Here is a 20,538-nt window from a genome sequence, read left to right on the forward strand (position 1 = left end):
GAGTTCGACGGACGCCATCCGGTCGAGCTGTTCGGCGGGGTGCGCTTCCCGGCCATCGGCGAACTGCCGTACCTGCTGACCCTCGGGGGCCACGGGTTCTACTGGTTCCGGCTGCGCAAGGAGCACACCGCGTAGTACCGGGACCGAACGGCGAGGACGCCGACGGTGCCGGTTCCCGCGCTCGACGCCGGTTCCTCCGGCCGTATTCGGGGGCGGGGCGGTTTTCACCGCCCCGCCCTGGGCACGCATCATTCACCACCCCGACGACCCCGGGGAAAGGACGCGACGCCATGTCGGAAGCCGCCACACGCACCGTCACGACCCCGCCCGGCCTCCTTGCGTCACTGGATCCACTGCTGAGGGAATGGCTGCCGCGGCAGCGCTGGTTCGCGGGCAAGGGGCGTCCGGTCACCGGATTCAGCCTGGTCGCGGCCACCGAGCTGCTGCCGTCCACGGCCACACTGGGCCTGTACCACCTGCTGGTGCGCGCGCACCAGCCGCTCCTGCCGGGCCACGTCGGTGCGGAGCAGCCCGGCGACTGCTACCAACTGCTCATAGGCGTGCGCGAGGCGCTGCCGCCCCGGCTCGCGCCCGCGCTGATCGGTCATGTGACGCAGGGCCCCCTGGCCGGACGGACGGTCTACGAGGCCCTGCACGACACCCGGCCCGCCGAACTGCTCCTGGAGGCCCTGCGCACCCAGGCCCGGATCGGCGGGCTCCGTTTCGAGCGGGACCCGAACCGGGAGATCCGGTCCGGTCTGGTGCCGCGTCTGGTGACCGCCGAGCAGTCGAACTCGTCGATCGTCTACGGAGACACGTTCATCCTGAAACTGCTGCGCCGGGTCGTGCCCGGGATCAACCCGGACCTGGAGCTGCCGCTGGCGCTGGCCCGTGCGGGCTGCCCCCGGGTGCCCCCGCCCACGGCCTGGCTGGTCGCGGACCCCGAGGTGCCCGCCGGTGCGCCGCAGCCCGTCGAGCCGTACGTCCTGGGGGTGCTCCAGCCGTTCGTGCAGGGCGCGACGGACGGCTGGGAGCTGGCGCTGCGGGAACTCGCCAAGGGCGAGGACTTCGTCGCCGAGGCACGGGACCTGGGACGCGCCACCGCCGAGGTGCACACCGTGCTGGCCCGCGCGCTGCCGACGGTCACCCTGGGCCACTCCCAGCTGCGGCTGATGGTCGACGGCATGACCGAGCGGCTGGAGGCCGCCGTGCACGCGGTGCCCGCGCTGCGGCCGCACGCCTCCGGCCTGCGCTCGGCGTTCACCGCGCTGGACGACCTGGCCGCCGAGGGACACACCTGGACCGCCCAGCGGGTGCACGGCGACCTGCACCTCGGGCAGTGCCTGCGGTCCCCGGCCGGTGAGTGGTCGCTGATCGACTTCGAGGGCGAGCCGGCCCGGCCGCTGGCCGAACGGCGGATGCCGCAGCCCGCGGTGCGGGACGTGGCGGGCATGCTGCGGTCCTTCGACTACGCGGCGCGTTCGGCGGACCCGCCGCAGCCGGAGTGGGCCGAGCGGTGCCGGGCGGCGTACTGCTCCGGGTACGCGGAGGCCGCGGGCCGGGACCCGCGCACCGATCCGGTGCTGCTGCGCGCGTACGAGACCGACAAGGCGGTCTACGAGGTGCTCTACGAGGCCCGGCACCGGCCCGAGTGGCTCTCCGTGCCGCTGACCGCGGTACGCCGGCTCGCCGCGTCCGGCCTCACCTGATCCGACCCGACCACCCGACCTTCGTCCAGGAGGCTCTGCCCGTGACCCCCCGCCCCGAGTCCAGCGGTCCGCATCCGGAGCAGTCGGCCGAGCAGCGGCGCACCGAGCCGCCGACGGCCACGCGGAAGAAGGCGGCCGCGAAGAAGGCGGCCGTCGAGAAGGCAGCCGCGGCGTCGTCGACGGCGAAGGCGGCGGCACCCGAGAAGAAGGCCACGACCAGGAAAGCGGCGGCGAAGACGGCGGCCGTGCGGAAGGCGGCGGCGAAGACGCCCGCCGCCGAGAAGACCACCGCGAAGAAATCCGCCACCGGGAAGACCACCGCGAAGACCGCGGCCAAGAAGACCACCGCCAGGACCACCGCGGCCGAGAAGGCCACGGTGAAGAAGACCGTGGCGAAGAAGGCCGTGGCGAAGAAGGCCACGACGAAGAGGACCGTGGCGAAGAAGGCCACGACGAAGACGGCCGCGGCGACGGACGCCGTCCTTCGGCAGGCGCCGCCGACCGGGTCCGTCGCGCAGCCCGCCCCTCCCGAGATGGAGATCGCCGTCTCCCCCGCCGTGGAGGCCGCCGACCGGGAGCGGCTGCTCGGCGGGACGCACCACGCCCCGCACTCCGTGCTCGGCGCGCACCCGGTGCCCGGCGGGATCGTCTTCCGGGTGTTCAAGCCGTACGCCCTGGCGGTGACCGTCCTCTCCGGGGGCCTCACCGTCGAGCTGCACGACGACGGTGACGGGTTCTTCTCGGGCCTGCTGCCGCTGCGCGAGGTACCGGCGTACCGGCTGCTGGTGACGTACGAGGGGACGGTGCAGGAGACGGAGGACGCGTACCGCTTCCTGCCCACGCTCGGCGAGCTCGACCTGCACCTGATCGGCGAGGGCCGGCACGAGGAGCTGTGGACGGTGCTGGGCGCGCACCCGATGACCCACCAGGGCGTCACCGGCACCCGGTTCTCGGTGTGGGCGCCGAACGCCCGCGGGGTCCGGGTGGCCGGCACCTTCAACTTCTGGGACGGCACCGGCTTCCCCATGCGGTCGCTGGGCTCGTCCGGGGTGTGGGAGCTGTTCGTGCCGGGGATCGGCGAGGGCGAGCTGTACAAGTTCGAGATCACCCGCCCCGACGGCTCGAGGACGCTGCGCGCCGATCCGCTGGCCCGCCGCACGGAGGTCCCGCCGGCCACCTCGTCGATCGTCACGTCCTCGCACTACGAGTGGGGCGACGCCGAGTGGCTCCGGCGCCGGGCCGAGGTGCCCGCGCACCGGGCGCCGTTCTCCGTCTACGAGGTGCACCTGCCGTCCTGGCGGCCCGGACTGACCTACCGGCAGCTCGCCGAGCAGCTCCCCGCGTACGTCAAGGACCTCGGCTTCACGCACGTCGAGCTGATGCCGGTCGCCGAGCACCCCTTCGGCGGCTCCTGGGGCTACCAGGTCACCGGCTTCTACGCGCCCACGGCCCGCCTCGGCACCCCCGACGACTTCAGGTACCTGGTGGACCGGCTGCACCAGGCGGGCATCGGCGTCCTGATGGACTGGGTGCCGGCGCACTTCCCGCGCGACGAGTGGGCACTGGCCGAGTTCGACGGCCGGCCGCTGTACGAGCACGAGGATCCGCTGCGGGCCGCGCACCCCGACTGGGGCACCCTGGAGTTCGACTTCGGGCGGCGCGAGGTGCGCAACTTCCTCGTCGCCAACGCCCTGTACTGGTGCGAGGAGTTCCACATCGACGGGCTGCGGGTGGACGCGGTCGCCTCGATGCTCTACCTGGACTACTCGCGCGAGCCGGGCCAGTGGAAGCCGAACGAGCACGGCGGCCGGGAGAACCTGGACGCGGTGGCGTTCCTGCAGGAGATGAACGCGACCGTGTACCGCAGGGTGCCGGGCGTGGTGACGATCGCGGAGGAGTCCACGGCCTGGGACGGCGTCACCCGGGCCACCCACCACCAGGGCCCGAGCGGCTTCGGCGGGCTCGGGTTCGGGCTGAAGTGGAACATGGGCTGGATGCACGACTCGCTCCAGTACATGAGCCACGACCCGGTCCACCGCCGGTACCACCACCACGAGATGACCTTCTCGATGGTGTACGCCTACAGCGAGAACTACGTGCTGCCGATCTCCCACGACGAGGTGGTGCACGGCAAGCGGTCCCTGGTGTCGAAGATGCCCGGCGACTGGTGGCAGCAGCGCGCCAACCTGCGCGCCTACCTCGGCTTCATGTGGGCCCACCCCGGCAAGCAGCTGCTCTTCATGGGGCAGGAGTTCGCGCAGGGCGCCGAGTGGTCGGAGGCGCACGGCCCGGACTGGTGGCTGCTGGACCCGCACTACGGCGCCGAGGCCGACCACCGCGGGGTGCGCGACCTGGTGCGCGACCTCAACACCGTCTACGGGCACACCCCGGCGCTGTGGGAGCGCGACACCGAGCCGGACGGTTTCCGGTGGGTCGCCGGGGACGCGGCCGAGGACAATGTGCTCGCGTTCCTGCGGTACGACGGCGATGGCTCGCCGCTGCTCGCCGTGTCCCACTTCGCCCCGGTGGTCCGGCACGAGTACCGGATCGGCGTGCCCGACGACGTGCCCGCCTGGCACGAGGTCCTGAACACCGACGCCGGCCGGTACGGCGGCGGCGACGTCACCCGTCCGGACCCGGTCAAGCCGGAGCCGCAGGGGCGGCACGGCTACCCGGCGAGCATCCGGCTGACCCTGCCGCCCCTGGCGACGGTGTGGCTGCGTCCGGCCTGACCTCCCGCGTGCGGGTCACGCCAGGGCGTCGGCCAGCGCCTTCGGCAGCGGCTCGGTGTGCAGGACGCCGAGCCGCTGGGTGGCGCGGGTGAGCGCCACGTACAGGTCGCTGGTGCCGTAGCGCCCCGGTTCGACCACGAGGACCGAGTCGAACTCCAGTCCCTTGGCCTGGCGCGGGTCGAGCAGCACGACGCCGTGCGTCAGGTCGGGTTCGGCGCCCGCCGTCACCCCGTCCAGCCGGGCGGCCAGGGCGTGGTGCAGCGCGCGGGGGGCGATGACGGCGAGGCGGCCCTCCGCGGGGGTGAGTTCGCCGACGGCCTTGGCGACGGCGCCGGGCAGGTCGTCGGTGGCGCGGGCCCAGGGCCGTACACCCGTGGAGCGCACCGAGCCGGGCGGCTCGAAGTCGGGGTGCTCGGCGCGGACCACGGCCGCGGCGACGTCCATGATCTCGGCCGGGGTGCGGTAGTTGACGCCGAGCCGGGTGTGCTCCCAGCGGTCCTCGACGTAGGGGGTGAGGATGTCCGCCCAGGACCCGACTCCGCCCGCCTCCGAGGTCTGCGCCGGGTCGCCGACCAGGGTCATCGAGCGGGTCGGGCTGCGCCGCATCAGCAGCCGCCAGGCCATCGGGGAGAGCTCCTGCGCCTCGTCGACGATGATGTGCCCGAACGCCCAGGTGCGGTCGGCGGCGGCCCGCTCGGCGGCGCTGCGGTGGTCCTCCTCCTCGTGCCGTTCGGCGAAGCGCTCGGCGTCGATGATGTCGTGCGCGGACAGCACCTCGGAGGCCTCGGGGTCGTCCTCCTCCTTGTCCTCGAACTCGTAGGTGCGGGAGGCGTACGACACGTCCAGCACGCCCTGCGCGTAGGCGATCTGCGTCCGCCGCTCCCGTTCGGCCCGCTCGCGGACGAGCCGGTCGTCCTCGCCGAGGAGTTCGGCGGCCTCGTCGAGCAGCGGCACGTCGGAGACCGTCCAGTGCCGGGTCACCGGGCGGCGGACCGCGGCGGCGTCCTCGTCGCTCAGGAAGCCCTCGGGTTCGGCGAGGAAGTCGGCGACGAGGCGCTGCGGGGTGATCCTGGGCCACAGCTGGTCGATGGCGGACCACACCTCGGGGTTCTCGGCGAGTTCGTCGCGGATCTGGGTGAGGTCGCTGGGGTCGAGCAGGCTCGAGCCGTCGAACGGGTCGGTGCCGATGCGTTCGGCGTACAGGTCGGTGAGCGTGTTGAGGATGTGGCCCTCGAAGTGCTCGCGGGCCGCGTTGTGCGGCAGCTTGGCGGCGCGGGTGCGTTCCCGGGCGACGTTCACCAGGCCGTCGTCCAGCATGAGGACCTCGCGGTCGTGCTCGACGGTGATCACCGGGTCGGGCAGCGCCTGCCGGCTGCGGACGACCTCGGCGAGGACGTCGGCCATGTCGGCGCGGCCCTTCACGGCGGCCGCCTCGGGGGTGTCGGTCCTCGTGGCCCTCACGCCGGGGAACAGCTCGCCGACCGTGGCGAGGAGCACGCCGGTCTCGCCGAGGCTGGGCAGCACCTCGCCGATGTAGCCGAGGAACGCCGGGTTGGGGCCGACGATCAGGACGGCGCGGCGGGCCAGCAGCTCGCGGTGCTCGTAGAGCAGGTAGGCGGCGCGGTGCAGGGCGACGGCGGTCTTGCCAGTGCCGGGCCCGCCCTCGACCACCATGACCCCGCGGTGCGGGGCGCGGATGATGCGGTCCTGGTCGGCCTGGATGGTGCGCACGATGTCGCCCATGCGACCGGTGCGCGCGGAGTCGAGCGCGGCGAGCAGCACGGCGTCACCGGTCGGGTCCTCGTGGCCGGTGCGGGTCTCGTCGTCGAGATCGAGGATCTCGTCGTGCAGGGCGGTGACCCGGCGGCCCTCGGTGGAGATGTGCCGGCGGCGCCTGAGGCCCATCGGGGTGTGGCCGGTGGCCAGGTAGAACGGGCGGGCGACGTCGGCGCGCCAGTCGATGAGGACGGGGGTGCGCTCGGCGTCGTCGGCGCGCAGGCCGATGCGGCCGATGTGGTGGGTGGCGCCGGAGGAGAGGTCGATCCGGCCGAAGCAGAGGGAGCCGTCCACCGCGTTCAGGGCGGCGAGCAGCCCGGACCGCTCGGCGACGAGGATGTCCCGCTCCAGCCTGGCCTGCATGGGCGTGTTCCCCTGGGCGAGCGCGTCCGTGACGGACACCTCGGTGTCGCCGCGCAGGGCGTCCACGCGTGCGTACAGCCCGTCGATGAATTCCTGTTCCCGGCGCAATTCCTCGTCCGGAAATTCGGTGTTTGACAATTCCGCTCCCGCCCGGATATACTGTGCTCACTGAACTTCTCCACGGCTTCCCTCATGGAAGTCGCGAATCAATGAATATACGCAAGGAAAACCCCCGGGCGCAATTGCCCGGGGGTTTTCCTTGCCGTGGGTCAGAGCACGTCGGCCAGTTCCTCCAGCAGCCGCCGCTTGGGCCTGGCACCCACCGTGGACCACAGCGGCTCCCCGTCGCGGAACACCATGAACGTCGGCATCGACAGCACCCTGTACGCGTGGGTCGTGTCCGGGTTGGCGTCCACGTCCAGCTGGACGACCTTCAGCCGGCCGGCCTCCTCGGCGGCCAGTGCGCTGAGCACCGGCGCCATCTGCCGGCAGGGCGGGCACCAGTCGGCGGTGAACTCCACCAGCACCGGCAGCTCCGCCCCGATCACCTCCGCCGCGAAGTCCGCGTCGGTCACCTCGGTCACGCCGCTCGCCCTGCTCATCGTTCCCCTCCCAGTTCGCACACCGGCTCCGGACCCCCCGGAACCGCCGCCTCGGCGGCCAACGTGTCGCGTGCCGACTCCGCCCGCGCCAGCTGCCGGCCGACCTGTGCCCGTACCGCCCGCAGCTCGCCGATGAGCGCGTCCAGCTCGTCCAGCTTGCGGCGGTAGACCGCGAGCGAGGCGGGGCACGCGTCGCCCTCGGGGTGCCCGGCCCGCAGGCACTCCACGAAGGGCCGGGTCTCCTCCAGGTCGAACCCGAAGTCCTGGAGCGTGCGGATCTGCCGCAGCAGCTTCAGGTCGCTCTCGTCGTAGGTCCGGTATCCGTTGCCGGCCCGCCGCGCGGGCAGCAGTCCCCGTGACTCGTAGTACCGCAGCGTCCGCGTGGTGGTCCCGGCGCGTGCGGCCAGCTCGCCGATTCGCATGCCGACGAACGTACGCCTTGACGTCGGCGTCAGGGAAAGGCCGGAGGCGGCCCCGGCGCGAAGAAGCCGAGCGGCCAGGCTTCCGGGGGAGGAACCTGACCGCTCGGCGGTGGTGGAGACCCGGCGAAAAGGCGGCGCACCTGCGGGTCTCCGGTGACCGGGCGGCCGAGCGACGGGGGAGCTACTCGGCCGCCCGGGGTCTGCGGGGCGGGGCGGAACGGGCCGTCGGCGTCAGGCCCTGGCCAGCTCCTTCTCGCCGCCCGGTTCGGACGCCTCGGCTGCGGCGTCGTCCGGTCCGCCGGTGCCGTGGTCGTCCAGCAGGGTCTTCTCGTCGAAGGGCAGCCGGCCGGCGAGCACCTGGCCCACCCGCTCCTTGTCGATCTCCTTGGTCCAGGTGCCGACCAGGACCGTGGCGACCGCGTTGCCCGCGAAGTTGGTCAGGGCGCGGGCCTCGCTCATGAAGCGGTCGATGCCGACGATGAGGCCGATGCCGTCCACCAGGGCCGGCTTGTGCGACTGCAGACCACCGGCCAGGGTCGCGAGGCCGGCGCCGGTGACGCCGGCGGCGCCCTTGGAGGCGACCAGCAGGAAGAGCAGCAGCGGGATCTGCTCGCCGATCGACATCGGCGTGCCCATGGCGTCGGCGATGAACAGCGAGGCCATGGTCATGTAGATCATGGTGCCGTCGAGGTTGAAGGAGTAACCGGTCGGGACGGTGATGCCGACGACCGGCTTGCTGACGCCCAGGTGCTCCATCTTCGCGATGAGCCGCGGCAGCGCCGACTCGGAGGAGGAGGTGGACAGGATCAGCAGGAACTCGCGGCCCAGGTACTTGAACAGGGTCCAGATGTTCAGGCCCGCGACGATCCGCAGCATGGCGCCGAGCACCAGGAAGACGAACAGCACACAGGTGACGTAGAAGCCGAGCATCAGCACCGCGAGGCTCTTCAGCGCGTCCAGGCCGGCGGAACCGGTGACCGCGGCCATGGCGCCGAACGCGCCGATCGGGGCGGCCCACATGATCATGGCCAGGACCCGGAAGACCAGCCGCTGGATGTGCTCGACGCCCCGCAGGATCGGCTGCCCGGCGTTGCCCATGGCCTGCAGTGCGAAGCCGCACAGCAGGGCGATCAGCAGGGTCTGCAGGACCTCGCCCTGGGTGAAGGCGGACACGATCGTGGTCGGGATGATGCCGAGCAGGAACTCGGTGGTGTCCTTCGCCTCGGCGTCGACCTGGGCGTGGCCGGTCTCCTTGACCGAGTCGGTGATCGCGAGGCCGGTGCCCGGGTCCAGGATGTTGCCGACGACCAGGCCGATGGCGAGCGCGACGACCGACATCACCATGAAGTAGCCCAGGGCGATGCCGCCGACGGCGCCGACCTTGGCGGCCTTCCGCACGGAGCCGATGCCCAGCACGATCGTGCAGAAGATGATCGGCGAGATCATCATCTTGATCAGGTTCACGAAGCCGGTGCCGATCGGCTTCAGCCCGACCGCGAAGTCGGGTGCGATCAGACCGACGGCGATACCGAGGGCGACCGCGATGATCACCGCGATGTAGAGATAGTGCGTGCGGTCCCGCTTGGCTTGGGGTGCGGCAGGTGCCGTAGCGGTTGTGCTGGTCACGGCGGCCCTCCTTGACGACGTCGTCGGCATCACCGGCGTGCGGCTCACGTCCCGGGATGGGGTTGGGGAATGCGGTGACTATCTCCCGGCCTGTGAGTGCGGTCACCCTTCCGTTCATTTAGTTCATCGGTGAAACGGGAGGCAGACTGGCGGCATGCGCCTCCCCGTCCCCCGACCCCGCAGCCTGGCGGGCCAGCTGTTCGCCATGCAGGCCGTGCTGATAGCGGTCGTCGTCGCCGGGTACGCGCTGTTCACCTACGTCAGCGACCGCAGCCAGGCCGAGGAGGCCGCCGGCCGCCAGGCCACGGCGGTGGCCCGTTCGGTCGCCGACTCGCCCTCGGTGCGGGAGGCGATCCGTACCTCCGACCCGTCGTCGAGGCTCCAGCCGTACGCGCTGGCGGTGGTGCGGGGCACCGACGTCGACTTCGTCACGATCATGGATCCGCGGGGCACCCGCTGGACCCACCCCGATCCGGATCAGATCGGCCTGCCCTTCCAGGGCCACACCGCCCCCGCCCTGCGCGGCCGCACCTTCACCGAGACCTACACCGGCACCCTCGGCCCGTCCGTCCGCGCGGTCACCCCGATCCGGGACGGCGACCGGATCGTCGGCCTGGTCAGCGCGGGGATCCGGGTCGAGGAGATCAGCCAGCGCGTCCGGGGCCAGCTGGCGGCCCTGCTCGGGGTCGCGGCCGGCGCCCTCGGGCTCGGGGCGGTCGGGACGTACGTCATCAACGCCCGCCTGCGCCGGCACACCCACGGGATGAACGCGACCGAACTCAGCCACATGCACGACTACCATCAGGCCGCGCTCCACGCCGTGCGCGAGGGGCTGCTGATGCTGGACGGCCGGTACCGGGTCGCGCTGATCAACGACGGCGGGCGGGAGCTGCTGGGCGTGGCTCCGGAGGAGGACGTGGTGGGCAGGTCGGTGACGGAGCTGGGGCTGCCCGCACCGCTGACGGGGGCGCTGCTGGACTCGCAGCCGCGGGTGGACGAGGTGCACCTGACGGCGGACCGGGTGCTGGTGGTGAACACCTCGCCGGTCTCCGGCGGCCAGCGGCGCGGTTCGGTGGTGACCCTGCGGGACGTGACCGAGCTCCAGTCGCTGATGGGTGAGCTGGACTCCGAGCGGGGCTTCACCCAGGCGCTGCGTTCGCAGGCGCACGAGGCGGCGAACCGGCTGCACACCGTGGTCTCGCTGATCGAGCTGGGCCGGGCCGAGGAGGCGGTGGACTTCGCGACCGCCGAGCTGGAGCTGGCCCAGGCGCTCACCGACCAGGTGGTGGCGGCGGTGGGCGAGCCGGTGCTGGCGGCCCTGCTGCTGGGGAAGACGGCACAGGCCAACGAGCGGGGCGTGGAGCTGGTGGTGTCGCCCGAGAGCCGCCTGGACGACGGCCTGCTGCCCGACACCCTGCCCGCCCGTGATCTGGTCACCATCCTCGGCAACCTGATCGACAACGCCGTGGACGCGGCGCAGGGCGGGGTGCGGCCCCGGGTGACGGTGACGGCGCTGACCGAGGGGGGCGCGGAAGGCGCGGAGGGCACGGCGGGCGCCCGGGGCCCGGAGCTGATCCTGCGGGTGTCCGACACCGGTCCCGGCGTGGCCCCGGACCACGCGGAGGCGGTCTTCCAGCGGGGCTTCACGACCAAGCCGTCCGGTCCGGGCGGACGGGGGCTCGGCCTGGCGCTGGTCCGGCAGGCGGTGGGCCGGCACGGCGGGTCGCTGTCGGTGACGTCGGCGGAGGGGGACGGCGCCCGGTTCGAGGTACGGCTGCCGCTGCGGGCCGCCGACTCCGGCGGTGCGGTCGTGCGGGGCGGGAGACCGGGAGGCGACGCATGACGGACGAGCGGCCCATCAGGGTCCTGGTGGTGGAGGACGACCCGGTCGCCGCCGACGCCCACGTGATGTACGTCGGCAGGGTGCCGGGGTTCGTCGCCGTCGGCAAGGCGCACACCGGCGCGGAGGCCCGCCGGGCCCTGGAGCGCACGCCCGTCGACCTGCTGCTCCTCGACCTGCACCTGCCCGACGTGCACGGGCTGAAGCTGGCCCGCTCGCTGCGGGCTGCCGGACACCACGCCGACGTGATAGCGGTGACCTCGGCGCGGGACCTCGCGGTGGTGCGCGAGGGGGTGTCGCTGGGGGTCGTGCAGTACGTGCTGAAGCCCTTCACCTTCGCGACGCTGCGGGACCGCCTGGTGCGGTACGCCGAGTTCCGCGCGGCGGTCGGCGAGGCCAGCGGCCAGGCGGAGGTGGACCGCGCGCTGGCCGCGCTGCGCGCCCCGGGCCCGGCCGCGCTGCCCAAGGGGCTGAGCGCGCCCACCCTGGAACGGGTGTCCGTGGCCCTGCGGGACGCCGGGGAGGGCCTGACCGCCGCCGGGGTCGCGGAGGCCGTGGGCATCTCCCGCATCACCGCCCGCCGCTACCTGGAGCACCTGGTGGAGGCCGGCCGCGCGGCCCGGCGCCCGCAGTACGGGACCGTGGGCCGGCCGGAGCTGCAGTACCGGTGGGTGTCCGGGCCGTGAGCGCGGGGGGTCGGTTCGCGCCGCGGGAACGGCCGCCGTCCGGGTTCCGGCCGCTCCACTCCCCCGCACGGACGTTCGGCGACCGCACGCCCGACGCCGTCCGGGGCGCACCCGAGTCGGGGGCGCGCCACCGGTGCCGACTCCCCGCATATGCCCCCTGAGCTTTCCGTTCGCGCTCCGGTCACCCGGGAGGGCAGCGGCCGCCCCTTCGGGTGACCACCCTCCGCCCGGCGGCCGACCCGTCGGTAGCCGTACCTTCCTACAATCGGTGATCCTGGCCGAACAGACCGTAGTCATCCCCTCCGGGCGGTCCTAGCTTGTGGGCCGTGTCCCGACCCTCCGCACGGCCGAACCGTCCCCTGTCCCCCGGCGCCCGTCCGGCTCCGCCGTTCAACGCCCCCGCGGCCCGCCGGCTGCGGGCCGCCCTCGGCATGGGCCCGCACCACGTCGCCCACACCCTGCGCGCCTCGTACGGGCTGCCGTACGCCACCCCCGATCTCGTCGTCGCCTGGGAGCGCGGGACCGCCGCCCCCTCGCACTCGGAACTGACCGCGCTGGCGGGCGTGTTGTGGTGCTCGCCGGGCGAACTCATCGGACGGCCGCGCACCCTGCGCGAACACCGCGTCGCCCGCGGTCTGGCGCCCGAGGACGTCGCCCGCGCGGTCGGCCACGAACTGCAGGCCTACCTGCGGATGGAGGAGACCGGCCGGTGGCGCGGCACCGAGCGGCAGTCCGCCGCCCTGACCGAACTGCTCGCCCTGTCCCTGGCCGACGTCGTCACCGTCACCGGGCGGGAGGACAGGCTCGCGGAGCTGCTGCGCAGTGCGGCGACGACGCGCTGGCAGGCGTACGTACGGCCGGTGGCGAAGATCGCCCCGCTGGAGCGGCGGCTGCTGGAGAGGGTGCTCCAGCGGCTGCACCAGGACTACCAGGGCCACATGGCCGCGACCCTCAGCTGGGGCGGCGGCCACGGCGACGCGGGGGCCGGCGGCCGGGAGTTCCTCGACCGGATCGTCGAGCACTTCTGGGCGGCGGTCGAGCGCGGTGGCCGGTGAGGGCGCCGAGCGGGCCGCCGCCCTCACCGCACGGCTCGTCAACCGGCTGCACCCCGGGGCCGTGTTCTCCGTCGGTGTGGCCGGCGGCCTGAAGGACGACGCCGGGACCGGCGACGCCGTCGTGGGCACGAGGGTGTACGAGAGCCACGGCGGCAAGCGGACTCCGGGTCCGGGATCGCCCGGTTCCTCCGCGGGAACTGCGACGACGCGGGCGTGATCGAGGTGGAGGGCTCCGGTGCGCTCCGGGCGGCCACTCGAACGGCCGGTCGGACGCCCCGATGTTCCGAGGCGGAGTCCCGCGCGGGTCCGCCGTGCTTCCGAACGGCCCGGGGCCCGGCCGCACACACGCGGTCGGGCCCCGGGCCGTCGTGGTCCGCCGAGGGCGGACAGCCGTCACTTGAGGTAGACGACGCCGTCGGTGGTGACGGCCGGGCGGCCGCTGGTGCCGGCGACGACGATCTTGATCGTGTGCTTGGCGCTGCCGCTCCAGGTCTTGGTCCAGATCGCGTCGCGGTACTTGGTGGTGGACGACTTCAGGTCCACGGTGGCGGCCTTCTTGCCGTCCACGTAGATGTGGGCCTGGCCGGAGGTGGTGGCGCGGGAGACGGTCCAGGCGACGGACCGGCCGGTGAAGGTCCAGCTCAGCGAGGCGTTCCTGGAGGAGCTGGTGTACGACTTGCCGCCGAGGTAGCTGGAGGAGGACTTGGTCGTCCACTTCCCGGACCTGGTGGCGGAGCTCTCCTGGAGGATGACCGGGGTGCCGGCGACCGAGGCGGTGGCCGTGTTGCCGGCCCGGTCGTAGGCCTTCATCGACCAGGTGGTGGCGGAGCCGGACCTGGCGGTGTGGTTGGCGCTGGTGACCGTGGGCCCGTAGGTCCTGGCGGTCGGGGCGGTGAGCCGGACCTCCTTCAGCGCGACGCCGTCGGTGGCCTTCCACTTCAGCGTCAGCGGAACGGCGGCGGTGTTGACGGTGCCGGTGCGCAGGGCCAGGTTCGGCTTGGTGGTGAAGGCGGGGGCGGTGGTCTCGGCGACGACGGTCGCGGCCGCCGTCGTGGTCGTCCTGCCCGACTGGTGGACGGCGCGGACGGCCACCTGGTGGGTGCCGGCGGTCAGGGTGGCCTTGGCGGAGGTGGCGGTGCCGGCGGTGGTGGCCGCGGTCTTGCCGTCCACCAGGAGTTCGTACTTCGAGATGAGCGCGGCCGGGGTGGTGGCCGACCAGCTCACCGTGATGCCGGCCTTGGTGTAGGTGGTCGTGCCGGAGGTGCCGCCGCCGGTGACGGACTTCAGGGTGAGGCCGGAGACCGGTCCGCCCGCCCAGGTGCGGACGGTGGCGAGCTTGCCGTAGAAGGCGTCACCGGGGCACTGGGTGTTGTAGCCGTCGCGGTGGCCGTGGATCGCGGGCAGGGTCATCCGGTCGCCCTTGGCCCAGGTCTTCCCGGAGTAGCTGCGGCCGCTGTCGCCCGCGGTGAGGGTGGCGGTGCCGGTGGGGGCGACGCCGTACTGGCCGAGCTTCCACGCGGCGATCCGGGCGACGGAGGTCATGGCGGCCGTGGAGGGCGCGGTGGAGGTGTAGGTGCCCAGCACGGATATGCCGGTGGTCTCGCTGTTGAAGCCGTAGGCGTGGGCGCCCATCACCGGCCGGTCGACTCCGCCCTTGCGGCCCTCGTAGACCGTGCCGCACTTGTCGACCAGGAAGTTGTAGCCCAGGTCTTTCCAGCCCAGCTGCTTCACGTGGTACGCGTAGATGCCGCGCACCACGGCCGGGCCCTGGGCGCAGGTGTAGTCGTTGGACTCGGCGGTGTGGTGCACCACGACCGCCTTGATCTTCTCGCCGGGCAGGTAGCTCGGCTCCTCCGGGCTGATCGACTCGTCCGCGCCCCAGGCGGCGCGGGAGGTGATCGACGGGCGCGGCGCGGTGGACGGCGGCGCGGGCGGGGCGCTCACCGAAGGGCTGGGGGAGGCGGTGGGCGAGGGGGTGACCGGGGCGGACGACGGCTCGGTGACCGACGGCTCGGTGACCGAGGGCTCCGGCGCCGAGGGCTCGGAGGGGGACGGCACGGTCGGCGTCTCGGGGACGGGGGTCTCCGGGAGGGTGGCGTCCGGCTGCGGCTCGGTGCCGGTGCCGGTTCCCGGCTCGGTGGCCGCCGGGGTGGGCTCCTCGCTCCCCTCGACCGCGTACGCCGCCGGCTCCAGCGCGGTGACCTCGCCGCTGCCGGGGTCGACCATGTCCAGCCGCAGCCCCTTCGGCAGCCTGGTCGAATCCTTTCCGTCGACCCGTACTTCGACGCCGTCGGAGGGGCCCACCCACGCCGGTTCGGTACCGCCGCGCTCGGCGCCGCCCTCGCCCTGGCCGCTGTCACCGTCCAGCGTCAGCCACCGTGACCAGTTCTGCGTACCGGCGGCCCGGGTGCGGACCTCGACCGTGCCGCCGACGCGGGCGGACGGGTCGGACCAGGTCACGCCGAGCATGCTGAACGGCTTGGTGTCCCGCTTGCCCAGGGAGGCGGAGGTCCCGTCCCCGGAGACCCGCAGCGCGGTGGTCTCCGCCTTGCTGGTGACGGGTCCCGGCGCACCGCCGGCATGGGAGCCGCCGCTCTCCTGCCCCGTCATGGCCTGCAGGACGAGTGCCCCGGACAGGCCGGCCGCGACGACCGCGGACGCCTTCCAGAAATGCCGTGGTGTGCGCATGTCAGTTCGCGAGGTCCTTCTGCGTGAGGGAGGAGGAACGGAGCGGGAAGCCCGCCGCCCAGACAGGCGGCACACGAGAGACTCACACGACCGGGTGAAGGTTGTACGACGGCGCGGACCACGTGACACAGACCACGCCTTCGGGGGGACCGCCGTGGAACTCCACCCACGGCAAGGCCGGTTCCAGCGGCGCGGCCGGCGACGGCACGCTGCTCGAGGCCTGCCGCCCCGGCCGTCGCTGCACCGGATTCACCGCGGGTCCGGTAGAAGAGCCGGGCACCCGCCCCGGCAACACGAGGGGAGCGTCTCTCCCGGCGGAACACCGCGTGGGTGTCACGCCGGGAGAGACGCTCCCCTCATCGAACGACGGCAGGACGCGCCGACAGCATCCGGGAAGGGGCGGCGGGGGCGAGGAGCCCTCCCGCCCTCCGGCGCACCCGGCCTAGAAGACCGACTCCGCCTCGTCCATCCGGTCCTTGGGGACCGTCTTCAGTTCCGTGACCGCCTCCGCCAGCGGCACCATCACGATGTCCGTGCCGCGCAGCGCGGTCATCTTGCCGAACTCGCCCCGGTGCGCGGCCTCCACCGCGTGCCAGCCGAAGCGGGTGGCGAGGACGCGGTCGTACGCCGTCGGCACGCCGCCGCGCTGGACGTGGCCGAGGATGACCGGCTTGGCCTCCTTGCCCAGGCGCCGCTCCAGCTCGTGCGCCAGGGCCGTGCCGATGCCCTGGAAGCGCTCGTGACCGAACTTGTCGATCTCGCCCTTGCCGTAGTCCATGGTGCCGTCGGCCGGGTGTGCGCCCTCGGCGACGCAGATCACCGCGAACTTCTTGCCGCGGGAGAAGCGCTCCTCGACCATCTTGACCAGCTGGGCCGGGTCGAAGGGGCGCTCGGGCAGGCAGATGCCGTGGGCGCCGGCAGCCATGCCGGACTCCAGGGCGATCCAGCCCGCGTGCCGGCCCATCACCTCGACGACCATCACCCGCTGGTGGGACTCGGCGGTGGTCTTCAGCCGGTCCATCGCCTCCGTGGCGACGCCGACGGCGGTGTCGAAGCCGAAGGTGCGGTCGGTGGAGGAGATGTCGTTGTCGATCGTCTTCGGGACGCCGACCACCGGCAGGCCCGCGTCCGACAGCATGTGCGCCGCGGTCAGCGTGCCCTCGCCGCCGATCGGGATCAGCGCGTCGATGCCGAAGTCGCGGATCATGTCGGAGGCGTTCTCACAGGCCTCGCGCAGCCGGTCGCGCTCCAGCCGGGAGGAGCCGAGGATGGTGCCGCCGCGGGCCAGGATGCCGCTGACCGCGTCGAGGTCGAGCGTGCGGTAACGGCCGTCCAGCAGTCCCGAGTAGCCGTCCTCGAAGCCGATGACCTCGTCGCCGTAGTTGTCGACCGCTCGGTGCACGACCGACCGGATCACTGCGTTCAGGCCGGGGCAGTCGCCGCCTGCGGTGAGAACTCCGATACGCATCGCGCTGTGTCTCCTGGTCCCTGTCGATACCGGTGAGCCAGTCCCGATTGTTTCATGCCCTCCAGGGCCGTGCCGACACCGCAAGGAAGGCGCCTTAGCCATCGCCAGAGGTATTGTCAAGAGGGATCCGCTCACCTCGGTGGGTGATTTTTGTGGCCCCGACGAAACGGAGACCGCGTGACCCGCAGCGTGTACGTGACCGGTATCGACCGCGGCGACGGCCGCCAGGTCGTCGAGCTGGGAGTCATGGAGCTCCTGACCCGGCAGGTCGACCGGGTGGGCGTCTTCCGTCCCCTGGTGCACGACGGGCCCGACCGCCTCTTCGAGCTGCTGCGCGCCCGCTACCGGCTCACCCAGGACCCGGCGACCGTCTACGGCATGGACTACCAGGAGGCGTCCGCGCTCCAGGCCGAGCGGGGCACGGACGAGCTGGTGTCCACCCTCGTCGACCGGTTCCGCCTGGTCGCCCGCGACTACGACGTCGTCCTCGTCCTCGGCACCGACTACGCCGACACCCAGTTCCCGGACGAGCTGAGCCTGAACGCCCGGCTCGCCAACGAGTTCGGCGCCTCGGTGATCCCGGTCGTGGGCGGGCGCCGGCAGACCGCCGAGTCGGTGCGCGCCGAGACCCGCAACGCCTACCGCGCCTACGACACCCTCGGCTGCGACGTGCTCGCCGTGGTGGTCAACCGGGTGGCCCGGGAGGACCGGGACGAGATAGCCGAGCGACTCGGCAACCGGCTGCCCGTGCCCTGCTACGTCCTGCCGGACGAGCCGGCGCTGTCCGCCCCGACCGTCTCGCAGATCGCGCACGCCCTGGACGCGAAGGTGGTGCTCGGCGACGACTCCGGGCTGGCCCGCGACGCCCTCGACTTCGTCTTCGGCGGCGCCATGCTGCCCAACCTCCTCGCCGCCCTGACCCCGGGCTGCCTGGTGGTCACCCCCGGTGACCGCGCCGACCTGGTCGTCGGCTCGCTCGCCGCGCACAGCGCCGGCACCCCGCCGATCGCCGGGGTGCTGCTCACCCTGGACGAGGTCCCCGACGACGCCATCCTCACCCTCGCCGCCCGGCTCGCCCCCGGCACCCCGGTGCTGTCGGTGCCCGGCAACAGCTTCCCCACCGCCGAACAGCTGTTCTCCCTGGAGGGCAGGCTGAACGCGGCCACCCCGCGCAAGGCGGAGACCGCGCTCGGCCTCTTCGAGCGGTACACCGACACCGCGGAGCTCGACAAGCGGGTCTCCGCCCCCAGCAGCGACCGGGTGACGCCGATGATGTTCGAGCACAAGCTGCTCGAACAGGCCCGCTCCGACCTGCGGCGGGTCGTGCTCCCCGAGGGCACGGAGGAACGGGTGCTGCACGCGGCCGAGGTGCTGCTGCGCCGGGGCGTGTGCGAGCTGACCCTGCTCGGCGACGCCGACCAGATCCGCAAGAAGGCCGCCGACCTCGGCATCGACCTCGGCGGGAGCCGGCTGATCGACCCGGCCACCTCCGAGCTGCGCGACTCCTTCGCCGAGAAGTACGCGGCCCTGCGCGCCCACCGGGGCGTGACCGTGGAGCTGGCCTACGACGTCGTCTCCGACGTCAACTACTTCGGCACGCTGATGGTGCAGGAGGGCCTGGCCGACGGCATGGTGTCCGGGTCGGTGCACTCCACGGCCGCGACCATCCGGCCGGCGTTCGAGATCATCAAGACCAAGCCGGACGCCGGGATCGTCTCCTCCGTCTTCTTCATGTGCCTGGCCGACAAGGTCCTCGTCTACGGCGACTGCGCGGTCAACCCGGACCCGGACGCCGAACAGCTGGCCGACATCGCCGTGCAGTCGGCGGCCACCGCCGCGCGGTTCGGGGTGGAGCCGCGGATCGCGATGCTGTCGTACTCGACGGGCACGTCCGGCTCCGGCGCCGACGTCGACAAGGTGCGCCGGGCGACCGAGCTGGTGCGCGCACGCCGTCCCGACCTCAGGATCGAGGGGCCGATCCAGTACGACGCGGCGGTGGAGCCGTCGGTCGCGGCGACCAAGCTCCCGGACTCCGAGGTCGCCGGGCAGGCCACCGTGCTGATCTTCCCCGACCTGAACACCGGCAACAACACCTACAAGGCCGTGCAGCGCTCGGCCGGCGCGATCGCCGTCGGCCCGGTGCTCCAGGGCCTGCGCAAGCCGGTCAACGACCTGTCCCGGGGCGCCCTGGTCCAGGACATCGTCAACACCGTCGCCATCACGGCGATCCAGGCCCAGTCCCCCGTGCCGTCCCCGAGCGAGAAGGCAGCCGCCCAGTGAGCCCCGCCCACCCGTCCTCCACCACCCCGTCCGACGAGCCGCGCTCGACCCCTTCTCGAGTGCTCGTCCTCAACTCCGGTTCGTCGTCGGTGAAGTACCAGCTGTTCGACATGCGCGACGGCGGCCGGCTGGCCACCGGCCTGGTCGAGCGGATCGGCGAGCGGACCTCCCTCGTGCGGCACACGCCCCTCGCGACGGGCGGGGAGGTACGGGAGCGCACCGGCCCGGTCTCCGACCACGACGCCGCCCTGAAGGCGATGGCCGAGGAGCTGGCCGCCGACGGGCTGGGGCTGGACTCCCCGGAGCTGGCCGCGGTCGGGCACCGGGTGGTGCACGGCGGGAAGCGCTTCACCGAGCCGACCGTCGTCGACGACCGCGTGCTCGCCGAGGTCGAGCGGCTCATCCCGGTCGCCCCGCTGCACAACCCGGCCAACCTGACCGGCATCCGCACCGCCATGGCACTGCGCCCGGACCTGCCGCAGGTCGCGGTCTTCGACACCGCCTTCCACACCACCATGCCGGAGTCGGCCGCCCGCTACGCGATCGACGTGCGGACCGCCGACGAGCACCGCGTCCGCCGCTACGGCTTCCACGGCACCTCGCACGCGTACGTCTCCCGGGCGACGGCGGAGCTGCTCGGCAAGGCGCCCGAGGAGGTGAACGTCATCGTGCTGCACCTGGGCAACGGGGCGTCCGCCTCGGCCGTGCGGGGCGGCAGGTGCGTGGACACCTCCATGGGGCTGACGCCCTTGGAGGGGCTCGTGATGGGTACGCGGTCCGGAGACATGGACCCGGCCGTCATCTTCCATTTGATGCGTGTTGGCGGAATGTCCGCCGACGAGGTCGACACTCTGCTCAACAAGAAGAGCGGTCTGGTCGGACTGTGCGGTGACAACGACATGCGGGAGATCCGGCGTCGTATGGACGAGGGCGACGAACAGGCGAAGCTCGCGTTCGACATCTACATTCACCGTCTGAAGAAGTACATCGGCGCCTATTACGCCGTTCTCGGACGGGTGGACGCGGTGGCCTTCACCGCCGGCGTCGGCGAGAACGCCGCGCCGGTGCGGGAGGCCGCCGTGGCGGGCCTGGAGGGGATGGGCCTCGCGGTGGACGCCGGGCGCAACGCCGTGCGCGGCGACGGGCCGCGGCTGATCTCGCCCGAGGGCGCGCGGGTCGCGGTCGCCGTGGTCCCGACGGACGAGGAAAGGGAGATCGCCACCCAGACATACGCACTGGTCGGAAAGAACAACTGAGCGGCCGATTCCTCATTTGTATTTTCCGCCAGACG

Annotated in this window: 15 protein-coding genes; 9 read left to right on the forward strand and 6 right to left on the reverse strand. The window is 72.8% G+C overall.

Annotated features, from left to right (window positions below):
- The 3 genes from FHS37_RS04485 to glgB all read left to right on the forward strand — a co-directional run.
- On the forward strand, positions 1-135 hold a 135-nt coding region (locus FHS37_RS04485), incomplete at its 5' end, for an alpha-glucosidase C-terminal domain-containing protein (protein ID WP_184817725.1).
- 155 nt (positions 136-290) lie between these two features.
- Positions 291-1,709: a maltokinase N-terminal cap-like domain-containing protein gene (locus FHS37_RS04490; RefSeq protein WP_184817726.1), complete on the forward strand. Its 1,419-nt coding sequence runs from the start codon at positions 291-293 to the stop codon at positions 1,707-1,709.
- A gap of 41 nt (positions 1,710-1,750) precedes the next feature.
- Entirely contained in the window at positions 1,751-4,441 is a 2,691-nt protein-coding gene (gene glgB / locus FHS37_RS04495) for a 1,4-alpha-glucan branching enzyme (RefSeq protein ID WP_184817727.1), read from the forward strand.
- Between the two features lie 15 nt (positions 4,442-4,456).
- Here glgB and FHS37_RS04500 read toward each other — a convergent pair whose 3' ends face one another.
- From FHS37_RS04500 to FHS37_RS04515, 4 genes are all read right to left on the reverse strand, one after another.
- Positions 4,457-6,688, reverse strand: a complete 2,232-nt coding sequence (locus FHS37_RS04500; RefSeq protein WP_184818735.1) for a HelD family protein — start codon at positions 6,686-6,688, stop codon at positions 4,457-4,459.
- A 161-nt stretch (positions 6,689-6,849) separates the two neighbouring features.
- Positions 6,850-7,182 carry a thioredoxin family protein gene (locus FHS37_RS04505; protein WP_221499385.1) on the reverse strand — a complete coding sequence of 111 codons (333 nt, stop codon included), beginning with the start codon at positions 7,180-7,182 and terminating at the stop codon, positions 6,850-6,852.
- Complete coding sequence (locus tag FHS37_RS04510) at positions 7,179-7,604, reverse strand: MerR family transcriptional regulator (RefSeq protein ID WP_184817728.1); 426 nt, start codon at positions 7,602-7,604, stop codon at positions 7,179-7,181. The genes FHS37_RS04505 and FHS37_RS04510 overlap by 4 nt, the downstream gene beginning before the upstream one ends.
- A gap of 231 nt (positions 7,605-7,835) precedes the next feature.
- Positions 7,836-9,230, reverse strand: coding sequence for a cation:dicarboxylate symporter family transporter (locus tag FHS37_RS04515; RefSeq protein ID WP_184817729.1), 1,395 nt, complete (start codon positions 9,228-9,230; stop codon positions 7,836-7,838).
- Between the two features lie 154 nt (positions 9,231-9,384).
- Here FHS37_RS04515 and FHS37_RS04520 point away from each other — a divergent pair, with 154 nt between their 5' ends.
- The 4 genes from FHS37_RS04520 to FHS37_RS39100 all read left to right on the forward strand — a co-directional run bounded on the left by FHS37_RS04520 (position 9,385) and on the right by FHS37_RS39100 (position 13,028).
- Positions 9,385-11,073 carry a sensor histidine kinase gene (locus FHS37_RS04520; protein ID WP_184817730.1) on the forward strand — a complete coding sequence of 563 codons (1,689 nt, stop codon included), beginning with the start codon at positions 9,385-9,387 and terminating at the stop codon, positions 11,071-11,073.
- Entirely contained in the window at positions 11,070-11,756 is a 687-nt protein-coding gene (locus tag FHS37_RS04525; protein ID WP_184817731.1) for a response regulator, read from the forward strand. Before FHS37_RS04520 ends, FHS37_RS04525 begins: the two co-directional genes overlap by 4 nt.
- A 317-nt stretch (positions 11,757-12,073) precedes the next feature.
- Positions 12,074-12,811 (forward strand): XRE family transcriptional regulator, encoded by a 738-nt coding sequence (locus FHS37_RS04530; protein ID WP_245005408.1) that lies wholly within the window; start codon positions 12,074-12,076, stop codon positions 12,809-12,811.
- Positions 12,801-13,028 (forward strand): phosphorylase family protein, encoded by a 228-nt coding sequence (locus FHS37_RS39100; protein WP_229889945.1) that lies wholly within the window; start codon positions 12,801-12,803, stop codon positions 13,026-13,028. Before FHS37_RS04530 ends, FHS37_RS39100 begins: the two co-directional genes overlap by 11 nt.
- Before the next feature lie 176 nt (positions 13,029-13,204).
- Here the strand turns inward: FHS37_RS39100 and FHS37_RS04540 are convergent, their stop codons facing one another.
- Both FHS37_RS04540 and FHS37_RS04545 read right to left on the reverse strand, forming a co-directional pair.
- Entirely contained in the window at positions 13,205-15,499 is a 2,295-nt protein-coding gene (locus FHS37_RS04540) for an N-acetylmuramoyl-L-alanine amidase (RefSeq protein WP_184817733.1), read from the reverse strand.
- Positions 15,500-15,941: 442 nt separating this feature from the next.
- Entirely contained in the window at positions 15,942-16,967 is a 1,026-nt protein-coding gene (locus tag FHS37_RS04545; protein WP_184817734.1) for an ATP-dependent 6-phosphofructokinase, read from the reverse strand.
- Positions 16,968-17,144: 177 nt separating this feature from the next.
- On the opposite strand from FHS37_RS04545, the gene pta reads away from it, so the two are divergent.
- Together pta and FHS37_RS04555 are read left to right on the forward strand one after the other, a co-directional pair.
- Positions 17,145-19,247: a phosphate acetyltransferase gene (pta, locus tag FHS37_RS04550; RefSeq protein ID WP_184817735.1), complete on the forward strand. Its 2,103-nt coding sequence runs from the start codon at positions 17,145-17,147 to the stop codon at positions 19,245-19,247.
- A complete protein-coding gene (locus FHS37_RS04555) occupies positions 19,244-20,503 on the forward strand; it encodes an acetate kinase (protein ID WP_308439477.1) in 1,260 nt (419 codons plus the stop codon). Before pta ends, FHS37_RS04555 begins: the two co-directional genes overlap by 4 nt.
- Positions 20,504-20,538 lie beyond the last annotated feature (35 nt).

The organism is Streptomyces griseomycini (genome assembly GCF_014203535.1).
Taxonomy (GTDB): domain Bacteria; phylum Actinomycetota; class Actinomycetes; order Streptomycetales; family Streptomycetaceae; genus Streptomyces; species Streptomyces griseomycini.